This window comes from Stenotrophomonas sp. 109824_Sma (genome assembly GCF_056480025.1).
Genome location: NZ_CM151078.1, coordinates 1,668,468 through 1,682,982 on the forward strand (window position 1 = coordinate 1,668,468; position 14,515 = coordinate 1,682,982).

Below are 14,515 nucleotides of genomic sequence, written 5' to 3' on the forward strand. Positions count from 1 at the left end.
GCTCAGAGCTTCACCGTCACCCCCACCTGGAAGCCCCGCCCCGGCAGTGGTGCGATGTACTTCAGTGGCGAGTTGTGCGGCCGTGCTTCTTCATTGAGCAGGTTGCTGCCGTTGACGAAAATTTCCATGCCGGCGATGTAGCTGTTGCGCACTGGAAGTTCGCGGCTGACCTGCAGGTCGACCAGGTTGAATGCATCCAGCGGCACTTCCTCGCTGACATTTCGACCAAGGTACTTCTGCGTGTCGTAGTAGGTGCTGGACAGTTGTGCCTTCCAGCCTTCGCGCTGCCACTGCAGGTTGGCGCCGTAGCGGTTGGTCGGCATGTTCGGCAGGTACTCGCCGTCATTGTGGGCACGCAGCGAATCGGGGTGGTCGGCCTTGTTCTTGACCAGGTCGGCGAAGGCGGAGACGTTCAACGTGCCATAGCGGCCCAGGTCCAGTGCCTGCGACGCGTCGATCTCGAAGCCCTTCACCGTGGTGTCGGTCTGCTTCCAGTACTTCAGTGGCAGGCGGTTGGCGGTCTGCAGGCCGGAGTAGCCGAGGTAGAGGTAGTTCTCGTACCGCATCCGGTACGCGGTGGCGGACAGCTCGAAACCACCGAGGTGGAACAGGCCGGTCAGTTCCAGGTTCTTCGCGCGCTCCGGTTCCAGGTTCTGGTTGCCTTCTTCCTGTGTCATCACCGAATAGTGCGCGTTGCTGGCATACAGCTCGTTGATCTCCGGGGCGCGCTGTGAGGATGAGTAACGGACCTTGGCCGCGAACAAGGGGCCGAGCTCGACGTACGAGCCGAGGCTGTAGCTGTTGAGCCGGTAATCGCGGTCCTGCAGTCTGGTGTTGGCGGCATTGCGCGCGGTCTTGAAGCGGCTGGGCTGCAGTGCGTGGTCGACGCGCTCGTGGCGCACGCCGGCATCGAAGGTGGCCCAGCCGAAGTCCAGCGTCTCCTTCAGGAACACCGCATTGCTGCGCGTGTCCACGTCCGGCAGGTAGCGCTGCGAGCCGCTGCCGGTGACATCACGCGACTGATGACTGAAACCGAGCAGGCCGCTGAGCGGGCCGACGCGTTGATGGCTGAGCAGCAACTCGGCCTGGGTGCTCTCGAAATCGTAGTCGTTGGCCTTGGTGGCGCCCAGCCGCTCGCCCGAGGTGTTGTCCAGCCTGGAAACGCGGAGTTCCGCGCGCTCGAACCACGGCAGCGGATCGCGCAGCAGGGCTTCCAGCGCGTAGCGCTGTTGCTTGATCACCACGCCCACCGGCAGGCCATCGGCATAGTTGGAACCGAACGAAAGGTTCTGCATCGAGAAGCCCGGTACGCCGTACTCGCTGTCCTTGGCATCGATGCTGACACCGACGTAGCCGCGGTCGAAGAACAGGGTCGAGCCGAAGGCCACCTGACTGTTGCGCGCATAGCTGTTGCCCAGCCGGTGATGGTAGTCGGGGGTGACATCGTTGTTGATCTGCTTCTGCACGTACGACGGCGTGCCGGGCACGTAGGCCGGGTTGACCGGATTGATGTAGGTGCGGCGCTGCCAGACCGAGGTCGGAGCGTTGGTGTAGAACGAGAAATCGCCGTCAGCCCAGTCCGGGTTCTCGGTCATGAACTGGTCGATGTACGGCTGCGAGGCCTTGTTGTAGATCTGCTGGACGCGCGCTTCCTTCTGGCAGCTGTCGGCCAGCGCTGAATTGACGCCGCCGCCGACCGGGAACAGCCCGGTGTTGCAGACACTGGCCTTGCTGTTGCCGGGGATGTCGTAGTGCGAGATGCGCTGGCGCGAGACCTGCAGGTTGGTGGAGAGATTGCGCTGGTTGTTGAAGTTCATGCGGAAGCCCTGCGCGTCGGCGGCGTTGAAGCCTTTGCGCAGGACCAGTTCCATCGACTGGTCCTTGTTTTCCATGCTTCGCGAGATCAGGCCCGAGTCGATCTCCACGCTGCCACCGATCGCGTTGCTCCCATAGCGCACCGTGTCGGAGGATTTGTTGACGGTGACGCTGCGCACGAACAGTGGATCGAACGGAATGTTGATGTCGCCGCTGATCGCGTTCATGCCCAGAATCGACTGGCCGTCCTGCAGGATCTGCACGCGGTTGCCGCTGAGGCTGCGGATGACCGGGGCGCCCGCGTTCGGCCCGAAGGCCGTGCTCTGCACACCGGAGACGTGTTCGAGCAGGCCGCCGAGGGTGCGGTTCTGTGCCTGTGGGTTGTCGACGGTGACCCGGCTGTCGATGCGCGAGGGCTGGGAGGCCTGGACCTGGAGGGTGGGGAGGGTGGGTTCGTCCGCGGCCTGGGCGGTGTGGACGGCGAACAGAATGGCTGCAGCAAGGAGATGGCGGCGCATGACACAATCCGTGAAGTTGGAGTGAAATGTTATAACGTAACTCTTTGTATCAACAAGGGCGGATTGGGCCTTGCCGGCGGGCCAGAAACGCGGAACGCGCAGATGCGGTTGCCTTGCATTCAGTGCACTGCTTGTGCGGGTCGCCGATGCTGTGCACGATCCGAGGCGCTGCCCCCCACCGCGCCTCACGCAGCGCCTTCTTCACTGGAACGGAGCAAGCCATGAAGCTGCTGTCCGCTGTGTTGTTGTCTGCGCTTTCACTTCCCGCCGTTCCGGCGCTGGCAGTGGAGGCTTCGCCCTCACCGCTGCTGGGACGCTGGTCGCTGGATATCACCACATCAGCGCTGCCCGAGGCGCAGCGCCCGAAGCAGGTAGTGTTGGAGTTCAAGGACGCCGGTGCCGGGCGTTGGAGTTCACACGTGGACATCGTCCTGCACGACGGCAAGACCATGAAGTCCGACGGCACGCTGGCCCTGGATGGCACGCCGGGCGCCCTGTCCGGCACCTATGGCGCGGACAAGGCCAACCTGAAACTGCCTGCACCGAACACGCTGGTGATGCAGCTGGTGGACCATGGCACGCCGGCCTCCACCCGCATCTACACGGTGGCGGATGACCGGGCGACGATGACCGAGACCAAGGCGTTCTACGGCCACGACGGTACGCCGATCCTGCAGACCAACCTGTTCAAGCGCATGCCGTAGCGATGCTGCATTCACCACGCCCGCCGAACGGGCGTGGTGAACGCAGCGGCCTTACACGGCGGCCGGATCGCGCTTGCCGGTGTCGATGCCGTACCTGTCGATGGCGTGCTGCATCCGCGAGCGCTCGATGCGGCCTTCATCGGCCAGCGACTTCAGGGCGGCCAGCACGATGAAGTGGCGATCCACTTCGAAGAAGGTGCGCAGCGATTCACGCGTGTCGGAGCGACCGAAGCCATCGGTGCCCAATGCGGTGAAGCGACGGTCGTTGATGAAGGGACGGATCTGGTCGCCGACGAGCTTCATGTAGTCGGTGGCCACCACCACCGGGCCTTCATGACCCCGCAGGCACTGTTGCACGTAGGGTACGCGCGGTGCCTCGGCCGGGTGCAGCAGGTTCCAGCGCTCGGTAGCCAGGCCGTCGCGGCGCAGTTCGGTCAGGCTGGTCGCGCTCCAGACATCGCTGGCGACGCCGAAGTCCTGTTGCAGCAGCGCGGCCGCCGCTTCCACTTCGCGCAGGATCGCGCCGCTGCCCATCAGCTGCACGCGTGGCTGTGAGGTGCTGTCGGCGGCTGCAGGGCGCAGCAGGTACAGGCCCTTCAGGATACCCGCCTCGGCGCCTGGGGGCAGTGCCGGCTGCGGGTAGTTCTCGTTGAGTACGGTGATGTAGTAGTAGATGTCTTCCTGATCGACGTACATGCGGCGCAGGCCGTCGTGGATGATCACCGCCAGCTCGTAGTTGTAGGTCGGGTCGTAGGACACGCAGCTCGGAATCACCGACGACAGCACGTGGCTGTGGCCGTCATCGTGCTGCAGGCCTTCGCCCATCAGCGTGGTGCGGCCCGACGTGGCACCGAGCAGGAAGCCGCGGGTGCGCGCATCGGCAGCGGCCCAGGCGAGGTCGCCCACGCGCTGCAGGCCAAACATCGAGTAGAAGATATAGAACGGAATCGTCGCCAGGCCGTGATTGCTGTAGGCGGTACCGGCAGCGATCCACGAACAGATCGCTCCGGATTCGTTGATGCCTTCCTGCAGGATCTGGCCGTCCTTGGCTTCCTTGTAGTAGCTCAGCTGGCCGGCGTCCTGCGGGGTATACAGCTGGCCCAGGTAGGAGTGGATGCCGATCTGGCGGAACAGGCCTTCCATGCCGAAGGTGCGCGATTCATCGGGAACGATCGGAATCACCAGCCTGCCCAGTTCCGGGTCCTTCAGCAGGCGGGTGAGGATGCGCACGAAGCCCATGGTGGTGGACTGGCCTCGATCGCCGCTGCCCTGCAGCTGGCTGCTGAAGATCGACAGCGGAGGCAGCGACAGCGGATCGACCTTGGCCACGCGCGCTGGCAGCTGGCCGCCCTGGATGCGGCGGCGCTCGGCAAAGTAGATGGCTTCGGCGCTGCCCGGTTCCGGCCGCAGGTACGGCATGTCTTCCAGCTGCTCGTCACTGACCGGCAGGTTGAAGCGGTCGCGGAAGGCGCGCACCGCATCGGTGCTCATCTTCTTCAGCTGGTGGTTGATGTTCTGGCCTTCGCCAGCCTCACCCATGCCGAAACCCTTGACCGTCTTGGCCAGGATCACCGTCGGCCGGCCGCTGGTGTCCACCGCCTGCTGGTAGGCGGCGAACACCTTCTGTGGATCATGGCCGCCACGTGCGAGCGCCCAGATGTCGTCGTCGCTCATGTGTGCGACCAGCTCCAGCAGTTCCGGGTAGCGGCCGAAGAAATGCTCGCGCACGTAGGCACCGTTCTGCGACTTGAAGGTCTGGTAGTCGCCGTCCACGCATTCCATCATGCGCTGGCGCAGCAGGCCGCTGTGGTCGCGGGCCAGCAGGTCGTCCCAGCCGCTGCCCCAGATCAGCTTGATCACGTTCCAGCCGGCCGCGCGGAAGGTGCCTTCCAGCTCCTGGATGACCTTGGCATTGCCGCGCACCGGACCGTCCAGGCGCTGCAGGTTGCAGTTGACCACGAACACGATGTTGTCCAGCCGCTCGCGGCCGGCCAGCGAGATCGCCGCCAGCGATTCGGGCTGGTCCATCTCGCCGTCGCCGAGGAAGGCCCAGACCTTGCGGCCCTGGTGTTCTTTCAGGCCGCGGTATTCCAGGTAGCGCATGTAGCGCGCCTGGTAGGTGGCGGTCAGCGGGCCCAGGCCCATCGACACGGTGGGGAACTGCCAGAACTCCGGCATCAGGCGCGGGTGTGGGTACGAGGACAGGCCTTCGCGACCGGCTTCGCGGCGGAAGTTGTCCATCCGTGCCGGATCGATGCGGCCTTCCACGTACGCGCGTCCGTAGATGCCCGGCGCCGAATGGCCCTGGATGTAGATCATGTCGCCATCAAAGGTGTCGGTACGGCCACGGAAGAAGTGGTCGAAGCCCACGTCGTACAGCACCGCCGCCGACTGGTAGGTAGCGATGTGACCACCGACGTTGGAGTGCTTGCCCGCGCGCAGCACCATCACCATCGCATTCCAGCGGATCATCGCGTTCAGGCGGCGCTCGATGGCCAGGTCACCCGGGTAGACCGGCTGGCGCTCGGGTGGGATGGTGTTGACGTAGGCCGTCCATGCGCGCGTATGCAGGTCGCCGTGCTGCTGCGCATCCAGCTCGCTGAGCTGGTCGATCAGGTAATGCGCGCGCGGCCGGCCACCGGCCTGCATCACCGCCTCCAGTGATTCACGCCACTCCCGCGTTTCCAGTGGGTCGGTATCGAAGGGGATCAGGGCTTGGTTCATGACTGTCTCCAAAGGGCCGCGGTCGGACTCCTGCCTGGGCGACAACACCGGCAGGGCGCACAGCACTGGAGCGGGGTCGCAACGGCGGGGCCGTGACGCGAAGGGCGACCGTAGCGGTCACCGGGGAGGCAAGCGTAGGCCTGGCCCTGTGCCTTCGATAGGCGGGCCCGGCTTGGGTCTATGGGAAGCAAGGGTTGGCGCGGTGCGCCGTATCATGGGCGGGCGTGCTGGGCGGGGAGTGCCTGGCCTGGCCGCCTGCTGCAACGCCACTGTCATCGATGGCCGTCACCCTGCTGGCCTTTCCAGCCTCGGGGTGATTGGCCGGCCGTGAACAGCGTGAGGATCTGGGAGAAGAGCTATGCGCTGCGCCGACGGCTGCTGCGTGGCTTTTTCCTGCGCCGCGGTTCTGCCAGCGAAGACGCCGAGGACCTGGCGCAGGAGGTGTACCTGCGGCTGCTGCGGACCACCGGCGAGAATGCCGCAGCGATCGAGAACCCGGAGGCCTACCTGTTCACGGTCGCGGCCAACCTGGCACGCGAGCACGCGCGCGCGCGTTCGTCGCTGCCGCCGCTGGAAGACGTTGATCTGCTGGCGGAAGTGCTGAAAAGCGAAGAAGACATCGAAGGCGAGTTCGAGCGCGCGCAGCGCTGGAACGATATCCGCACCACCATCGCACGACAGCCGGCGACCACGCGGCGGGTGATGGAGCTGCACTACCGCGACGGGCTGGATTGCCCGGCCATCAGCCAGCAGCTGCAGGTGTCGGTGCACATGGTGCGCAAGCACATCGGCAAGGGGCTGGAGGCCTGCAGGAAGGCGCTGGGCGCCAGGGAGCACACATGAACCGGAACGCATCGCCCGTGGCCGACGACACGATCGCCTGCGAGGCCATGGACTGGTTCCTGCGCAATCGCGAGGGAGTGCTGGACGAGGCCGAGCGGGTTGCGTTCCTGGACTGGATGAAGCGCTCGCCCGAACACGTGCGCGCCTATATGCACGCCCTCGCGCTGCACCGGCAGGTCGCCGAGGCACTGCAATCGCCGTTGCTTGAAGAGGCGCCGGTGCCGCAACGGCAGGCGGCCGCCAAGGTGGTGCCTCTGTTCGGTAGCGCATCCGCCGCGCCGCACGCAGCGCCGCAGCGCCACCGCACGCGCAGGTGGGTGATGGCTGCCGCAGCCTGTATCGCCCTGCTCGGCGTGGGCCTGGTTCCGCAGCTGATGCCCACCGAACAGCTGTACAGCGCCGACCATGGTGAACTGCGTGACCTGGTGCTGCCCGACCGGACACAGGTACGGCTCAATGCGGACAGCCAACTGCGGGTACGCATGGGCTGGTTCAGCCGCAAGGCGGAACTGCTGCAGGGTGAGGCGACGTTCGACATCGCACGCGATCGGCGCCCGTTCGAAGTGCAGGTGAACGGGTTGCAGATCCGCGACATTGGCACCGTGTTCGACGTATCCCGGCGATTGCAGGGTACGCGCATCGGCGTGGTTTACGGCGAGGTGGAAGTATGGAGCCAGGGCACGGACGCGCGGCGCCTTGCACAGCTGGGCGAAGGCCGGGTGGTGCAGGTCGACGCGCGCAGCCATGCCGTGGAGTCGCTGGATGTGCCGCTGTCGATGCTGCTGGACTGGCAGCAACGCAAGGTGTCCTTCCTGGACGAGCGACTGGATGAGGTGGCTGCCGCGTTCAACCGGCACAACCAGGTGCAGGTGCGGGTGCTGGATGAAGGCGCGGCGTCGGCGCGCTTGTCCGGCAGCCTGGACGCGCATCGCATCGGCGCACTGCAGGCCTTCCTCGAACGCGACCCACGCTTTGTCGTCCGTCGCGAAGGCGACACGGTGCGGGTCGGCAGTCGCTGAAGGCGACGTGGCCGCGCACTGTCAAAAAAGATTCATCGAATCCGCGTTCTCCACTTCGGTGGAAGCGGGCTCTTACTTGGGAGAAGCCGCTGACGATCCGCGCAGCGGCACCTGCTGCATTCTCTCTTCCAAGGACCCGTGATGCGCAACACGCTCTACCTGTCGATCATCCTCGCCCTGTCTCCCTGCAGCGTTCCGCTGGCGTCTGCGGCTACCGTCGATGGCCTGGAGGCCCGCGTGTCGGCGCCGATCGCGGCGCAGCCGTTGGCGCGTGCGCTGGAACAGTTGTCGCGCAGTTCCGGCGTGCAGTTCCTGTATTCGGGTAGCAGTGAAGCGCACATGGCCGGGGCGGTGCCGCGTGGTGCCACCGTCAAGCAGGCACTGGACGCGCTGCTGGCAGGGACCGGCCTGGGCTACACCGTGGTGGATGGCAACGTCATCGCCATCGATCCGGCGCCCGCACGCAACGAACCGAAGCCGGCCGCGCCGAAGCCGCGCGAGGCCGAGGCGGTGGTGGCGCCGACCCTGGACACGGTGAAGGTGATTGCCGCGCATGAGGTGATCGACCAGAAGAAGACCTCGCCGGTGATCAAGGATTCGGTGGTCTACGACGAGATGGACAGCTATGGCGACGAAACCCTGGCCGAAAGCCTGATGGCCGCGCCGGGCCTGAGTGCGGTGGAGGATGCCGGCGAGCCCCGTTACGTGACGGTGCGTGGCGTGCAGGCCAACCTCAACTACACCACCATCGATGGCATCGCTATTGCCAGCGTGGGTGGCAGTGGCTCGGGTGAGCGCATGAACAACCTGCAGCTGATTCCCAGCGACATCGGCACCCGCACCGACATCTACAAGAGTTTCAGCGCCGAGCAGGCGCCGGACGCGATCGGCGGCGTGATCGACATCATCAGCCGCAGCGCCTTCGACCGTTCCGGAAAGTACGTGTTCGCCGATGTGGCCGGTATCTATTCCACGGCCGAGACCAATGTCGAGCGCAGCGCCGGTGGCAACCACGAGACCCTGGGCCACTTCGGCAAGAGCGCCAAGATGGTGTTCTCCAACCAGTTCGGTGCCGGCCAGGAATTCGGCATCGTCGCGGTGGCGCGCTATGAGCAGCGTTCGCGCAACAGCGTCAAGCGCTGGGTGGAGTCGAACTACTACTACAACGACGCCGGCAAGTACCTCACCGACGGCACCACCGGGCCGGACGAGGCCAAGGGCTGGAACGGGTTGCGTGCGCCCGGCAATTTCAGCACCGGTACCTACACCAACTTCATCACCAACTTCGGTGGCTCGGCCAAGGTGGAATGGAAGCCGTCGGACGATCCGTTCTACGCGTCGCTGCTGCTGTACTCGTACCGGTTCTACGAGAACTCGACGATGAACAAGACAGACCTGTACGGCAACGCCAAGTTTCCGATCCGCAACCAGACCGAAGACAGCGGCACCACCCAGATCAACAGCATCTACATCAAGAACCGCCACGACCGCTGGGACCGCAGCAACCGCGGCGCCATCGCCAGCTTCAACTGGGATATCGGTGATCGCTCGCGGCTGACCCTGCGCGGTGGCCACACCGAAGAGACCTTCCACAACAGCCAGGTCTACTGGGGGGTACGCGCCTACCCGAGCAACCTGTTCGTCGACTACGAGAACGACAGCCACGGCTTTCCCAATGCGGTGGCGGTATCCGATTCCAGCCTGCTGACCAGCTCGGCGTTCAAGCTCAACCCGGCACAGGCCTATGTCTCGCCGCGGGATGCCAAGGAGAGCATCGACAACCTGCGCGCCGACTTCAGCTACAACATCGATGCCGACGCGCGTGGCTTCGGCTTGGCCGCCGGTGCCGAGTACCGGCACCTGAAAATCTGGCAGGACATCGACTTCGACTACTACAAGAGCAGTGCCACGCTCAACGATTACCTGTATCCGGGTTCGACCCTGCTGGGCAGCGTGCCGGGCTTCCCGTTGATCGACAACCGCAAGTGGAACGAGGAGCTGGCGCCGACGCTGGGCAGCAACAATGCGGCCTATCCGAATGCCAACTTCACCAGTGACTACAAGTACGTGGAGGACATCACCAACGCCTATGCCTCTGCCCACTACGCCTGGGACCGGTTGCTGCTGATCGGTGGCCTGCGCTACGACCACACCCGCTTCGATGCGTACAGCCCGTTCAGCGACGATGGCGGCACCACCTATACCTCGGCCTTCCGCAAGACGAGTGGTGGCTACAACAACCTGCTGCCGTCATTGAATGCGACGTTCAAGCTTACCGAGGACCAGCGCCTGCGCTTCTCCGCCAGCCGAACACTGGGCCGGCCGACGCCAAGCAACATCGCCCAGGCCACCACCACCAGCTGTGGCGATGACGAGGAGGGCAGGGGCTTCTGCACCATCAAGCAGGGCAACGCCAACCTGCAGCCGCGGCGCTCCACCAACATCGACCTGGCGTGGGACCTGTACTTCAACGGCAACAACGGCCTGGTCTCGATCGCGCTGTTCGACAAGGTGATCAAGGACGACATCTACACCCTGACTACCTTCGAGAACGTGGGTGACACGCGCTACCGGGTCACCCAGCCGATGAACACCGATGAGTCCAGGCTGCGCGGCGTCGAGTTCGCGGTGGCCAACCGCAACCTGCAGTGGGGCCGCCAGCGCTTCGACATGTACTTCAACGCCACGCGGCTGGAGGGCCAGACCAACTACCGAATCAGCGATGGCACTGAGCGCCGCCTGGATCGCCTGCTGTACCAGCCGGACTGGTCGCTCAATGGCTCGGTGATCTGGCGCATGCCGTGGAAGAGCGCGCAGCTGCGCCTGTCCGGAACCTACCGCAGCCGGATGCTGGTCGACTTCGGCGATACCCAGTGGCTGGATTCGTACTACGACCCGTACATGACCTTCAACATGGCCTTCAGCCACAAGGTCAGCAGGCACGTGACGCTGAAGTACGAGGCCAAGAACCTGTTCAACACCCAGCCGACCTACAGCACCGGTCCGAACGGGCGCTTCCGTACCGAGATCGACGACTACGGCCGCTTCTTCTACTTCCACATCATCTACAACTGAGGGCACAGCCGTGGAGACGATCAATCGCAGGCGATTCCTGGCCCTGGCCGGCCTGTCCGCTGCTGGCGCCTGGATGGGCACGGCGCGCGCGCTGGCCGCACAGGCCGATGCCGCTGCGCTGAACCCGCGCAACCTGCTGGCCTCGCCGCGGTTCGCCAGCACTCCGTTCACCCTGGGCGTGGCCTCGGGTGATCCTTCGGCCGATGGCATGGTGCTGTGGACACGGCTGGCGACCGAGCCGCTGGTGTTCGGCGGCGGCATGCCCACCCGGCCAATGGTGGTCGAATGGCAGCTGGCCGCGGACGAGCGCATGCGCAAGGTGGTGCGCCAGGGTTCGGCGATGGCCCATCCCGAGCTGGGCCATGCCGTGCACGTGGAGCTGGAAGGGCTGGCACCGGGCCGACCCTACTGGTACCGCTTCACGGTGGGCGGCCATGCCAGTGCGGTGGGCTGCACGCGCACGCTGCCTGCGGCCACGGCGGCGGTGGACCGGGTGCGCTTCGCGGTGGCTGGCTGCCAGCACTACGAAGAGGGCCACTACACCGCGTGGCGGCGCATCGCCGAGGAACCGCTGGATTTCGTCTTCCACTACGGCGATTACATCTATGAAGGCGAAAGCCAGCCGGGCCTGCGGAAGATGAACGGCCAGCCGTTCACCAACCTGCGCAATCATGTCGGGCCGCAGACCTACACGCTGGACGACTACCGCCGCCGCTACGCCCAGTACAAGAGCGATGCCGACCTGCAGGCCGCACATGCGTCGGCACCATGGTTCGTCACCTTCGATGACCATGAAGTGGACAACAACTGGGCCGGTGCCGAAGACCAGGACGATACGCCCAGCGAAGTGTTCCTGCTGCGCCGCGCGCAGGCGTTCCAGGCCTACTACGAGAACATGCCGCTGCGTCGCTCGGCATTCCCGCGCGATGGCCACATGCAGCTGTACCGGCGCGCACGCTACGGCACGCTGATGGACCTGCACCTGCTCGACACACGCCAGTACCGCAGCAAGCAGGTGAACATGGCGCTGCGTGAGGAGGTGGAATCACCGCAGCGCAGCATTGTGGGTGCGAAGCAGGAGCGCTGGCTGTTCGACGGCCTGGCCGATGCCGCGCCGCGTTGGCACACCATCGCCCACCAGGTGGCGCTGGGCAACTACATGCGCGAGAAGGACGGCGCGGTGCAGTCGTCCGATGACCAGTGGTCGGGTTATCTGGACAGCCGCCGGCGCCTGCTCGACCACATCCAGAAGGTCGGCTTCGGTAACGTGGTGACCGCCTGTGGCGACGCGCACCGGCATTACGCCAGCGACCTGGTGCAGGACCATCGTGATTCGGGCGTGGTCTCCAGCGAGTTCCTTGCCACCTCGATCACGTCCGGCGCCGACGGCCAGGGCGTGGATGCGTACGCCCACAACCAGCTTGCGCACAGCCCTTACCTGAAGGCGACCACCGACAAGCGTGGCTATGTGCTGTGCGATGTCACCCGTGATGCGTGGATCGGCGACATGAAGACGCTGGATTCCGTGATGCGTCCGAACGGTATCGTGCAGAGCTGGAAGCGGTACGCGGTGGAGCACGGCCGGCCGGGATTGCAGGACGCCTGAATCTACCGGACTACTCTGTAGAGCCGAGCCCATGCTCGGCTGCTCTTCGATAATGGACCGGAAAAGCAGCCGAGCATGGGCTCGGCTCTACAGAAATCCTTCAATCGTGCTCGAACCGCAGTGGTTCGCTGCCCATCGCCGGATCACTGGTGCCGGGGCGACCATCCTCGGCGCGGCCCGCCAGGCGCAGCACGCTCTCACCCGCGCTGACCTGCAGGTCATACCAGCCGGCGGTAGGGGTTGCATCCCACGCCAACGACGTCTCCGCATGCGCGGGCAGTGCCAGCGTCTGCTCGGGCATGTGCCCGGCATAGGCACCGGCATGCACGCGCAGTTGCTGCGAGCTGTCACCCAGATTGCGCAGGTGCAGCCGCAGCTGGCCGTCCGCAGGCTCGACCGCAGCCTGTACGGCGGGTGCCTTGGCCGCCCCCTGGAAATGGCGGTGGAAGCCGTTCGGGCCCAGCAGCCACAGGTCGTAGCGACCGTGCGCATCCAGCGGCCAGCGCTCCTGCAGTGCTGTGCCTGGCACCAGCGTATAGCGGCGTGGCACCGCACCCAGTCGCAGCCGATCGTAGATATGCAGCACTGCCGCTGCACCTTCGCAGGACAACGTCAGGTCCACGCCCGAGCCGTCGATCGCAGCAATCGATGCCTGCGGCCGGTAGGGCAGGGCACGCGCCGGGCGTACGCCGCTTTCCTGTTTCGCCGGCTTCAGTCCGTCAGGCAACGTCGGCACGGTGCGTCCCGGCAGGGCGGCGGCACGTGCGGCCACCGCGCTCACATCGGGCAGGCCACGTACGAACGGACGGGTATCGCGCTGGGCGAAGTCGAAGGCGTTGCTCAGGTCACCGCAGACCGCACGGCGCCAGGGCGAGATGTCCGGTGCGGCCACGCCGAAGCGGCGTTCGATCAGGCGCACGACCGAGGTGTGGTCGTACACCTGCGAATCGACCCAGCCACCGCGGCTCCACGGCGAAATCACGTACAGCGGCACGCGCGGGCCCAGCCCATAGGGGCGGCCGCGCAGTTCGGCGACATCGTACTTCTCGTCGCCCGGTGCCGGATGGCGGTGGTACTCGCCTTCGGTACTGACCGATGAGGCGCCGGCCCACCCCCCGTCCACGGGCGAAGGCGGTGCCGGCGGCGGCATGTGGTCGAAGAAGCCGTCGTTCTCGTCGAACATGAGCAGCAGGGCGGTGCGGCTCCACACCTCCGGATCGGCGGTCAGTGCATCCAGCACGCGTGCGGTATAGGCCGCGCCCTGGGCCGGGCTGGAGGGGCCGGGATGCTCGCTGCCGGCCGCGTCGGCGATGATGAAGCTGACCTGCGGCAGGCGTCCATCGACCACGTCCTGGCGCAGCTGCGCCAGGCCACGCGTGCTGACCCCGCGTGCGCGCAGCTGCGGGTCATGCCCCGGCGCAGCGCGGTAGGCCTGGCGGAAAGCCTCGAAGCCGGCCAGCGGGTTGTCGGTGAAGTTGTCGGCCATGTCCTGGTAGATCTGCCAGGACACGCCCGCCTTCTGCAGGCGTTCGACATAGCTGGTCCAGCGGTACGACGCCGGGTGCCCGCCGTGCTCGGGAAAGTTGTCGTGCGAGTTGGCGATCACCGGGCCACCAGCACGCGCGTGTGCATCATTGTGGCCGGTCCACAGGAACACCCGGTTCGGGTTGGTGCCGGCCTGCATCGCGCAGTGGTAGGCGTCGCAGATGGTGAAGGCATCGGCCAGGGCGAACTGGAAGGGCAGGTCGCTGCGCTGGAAGTAGCCCATCGAGTGGTTCTGCTTGGCTTTCGGCCATTGCCCCATGCGCCCGTGGTCCCAGGCCCGCTGTGCATCCGGCCAGGTGTGCGGCGTGCCTTCCACGCGCATGTAGCCGAAGTGCGCAGCGGTATCCAGCGGGAACGGCGCGATCGCGCGCTTGCCGCTGGCATCGGGTTGCAGCCACAGGCTGCGCGCGCGGCCGCCGGCCTGCAGTGCCTGCGCCGGAGCGACGAAGCGATCGCCGAAACCCCGTACCCCCGGCAGCGTGCCGAAGTAGTGGTCGAACGAACGGTTCTCCTGCATGAACACCACGATGTGCTGCAGGTCTTCGAGGCTGCGCGTCTGCGCGGCGGGGGCGATCGCTGCGGCCCGGGCGATGCTGGGCAGCAGCGGGGAAAGGCCAGCGGCAACGCCGGCCTGCAACAACCGGCGTCGGCCGATATCGGTCACGG

8 protein-coding genes are annotated in these 14,515 nt (G+C 65.8%); 5 read left to right on the plus strand and 3 right to left on the minus strand.

All coding sequences use genetic code 11. The annotated features are described in order from the left end of the window. Nucleotides 1-2: 2 nt before the first annotated feature. Nucleotides 3-2,333, minus strand: coding sequence for a TonB-dependent receptor (locus tag ACZK1G_RS07830; protein WP_101765257.1), 2,331 nt, complete (start codon nt 2,331-2,333; stop codon nt 3-5). A 221-nt stretch (nt 2,334-2,554) separates the two neighbouring features. On the opposite strand from ACZK1G_RS07830, the gene ACZK1G_RS07835 reads away from it, so the two are divergent. Then, on the plus strand, nt 2,555-3,037 hold the full coding sequence (locus ACZK1G_RS07835) for a hypothetical protein (protein ID WP_049445652.1): 483 nt from the start codon (nt 2,555-2,557) through the stop codon (nt 3,035-3,037). A 51-nt stretch (nt 3,038-3,088) separates the two neighbouring features. Here the strand turns inward: ACZK1G_RS07835 and aceE are convergent, their stop codons facing one another. Further along, entirely contained in the window at nt 3,089-5,761 is a 2,673-nt protein-coding gene (gene aceE / locus ACZK1G_RS07840) for a pyruvate dehydrogenase (acetyl-transferring), homodimeric type (protein WP_101765258.1), read from the minus strand. A 327-nt stretch (nt 5,762-6,088) separates the two neighbouring features. Here aceE and ACZK1G_RS07845 point away from each other — a divergent pair, with 327 nt between their 5' ends. From ACZK1G_RS07845 to ACZK1G_RS07860, 4 genes are all read left to right on the plus strand, one after another. Further along, nucleotides 6,089-6,604 (plus strand): RNA polymerase sigma factor, encoded by a 516-nt coding sequence (locus tag ACZK1G_RS07845; RefSeq protein WP_049445649.1) that lies wholly within the window; start codon nt 6,089-6,091, stop codon nt 6,602-6,604. After that, on the plus strand, nt 6,601-7,623 hold the full coding sequence (locus ACZK1G_RS07850) for a FecR family protein (protein WP_049445647.1): 1,023 nt from the start codon (nt 6,601-6,603) through the stop codon (nt 7,621-7,623). Before ACZK1G_RS07845 ends, ACZK1G_RS07850 begins: the two co-directional genes overlap by 4 nt. Before the next feature lie 141 nt (nt 7,624-7,764). Then, nucleotides 7,765-10,698, plus strand: a complete 2,934-nt coding sequence (locus tag ACZK1G_RS07855) for a TonB-dependent receptor (protein ID WP_049445645.1) — start codon at nt 7,765-7,767, stop codon at nt 10,696-10,698. Between the two features lie 10 nt (nt 10,699-10,708). Next, complete coding sequence (locus tag ACZK1G_RS07860; protein ID WP_049445643.1) at nt 10,709-12,304, plus strand: alkaline phosphatase D family protein; 1,596 nt, start codon at nt 10,709-10,711, stop codon at nt 12,302-12,304. A gap of 100 nt (nt 12,305-12,404) precedes the next feature. Here the strand turns inward: ACZK1G_RS07860 and ACZK1G_RS07865 are convergent, their stop codons facing one another. Beyond that, on the minus strand, nt 12,405-14,513 hold the full coding sequence (locus ACZK1G_RS07865; protein ID WP_478448154.1) for a phosphocholine-specific phospholipase C: 2,109 nt from the start codon (nt 14,511-14,513) through the stop codon (nt 12,405-12,407). Nucleotides 14,514-14,515: the final 2 nt, after the last annotated feature.

What these genes read in the sequence shown, in the direction of transcription:
- ACZK1G_RS07830 (WP_101765257.1), bottom strand. Translation starts at nt 2,333, where the DNA reads ATGCGCCGCCATCTCCTTGCTGCAGCCATTCTGTTCGCCGTCCACACC.
- ACZK1G_RS07835 (WP_049445652.1), top strand. Translation starts at nt 2,555, where the DNA reads ATGAAGCTGCTGTCCGCTGTGTTGTTGTCTGCGCTTTCACTTCCCGCC.
- aceE (WP_101765258.1), bottom strand. Translation starts at nt 5,761, where the DNA reads ATGAACCAAGCCCTGATCCCCTTCGATACCGACCCACTGGAAACGCGG.
- ACZK1G_RS07850 (WP_049445647.1), top strand. Translation starts at nt 6,601, where the DNA reads ATGAACCGGAACGCATCGCCCGTGGCCGACGACACGATCGCCTGCGAG.
- ACZK1G_RS07855 (WP_049445645.1), top strand. Translation starts at nt 7,765, where the DNA reads ATGCGCAACACGCTCTACCTGTCGATCATCCTCGCCCTGTCTCCCTGC.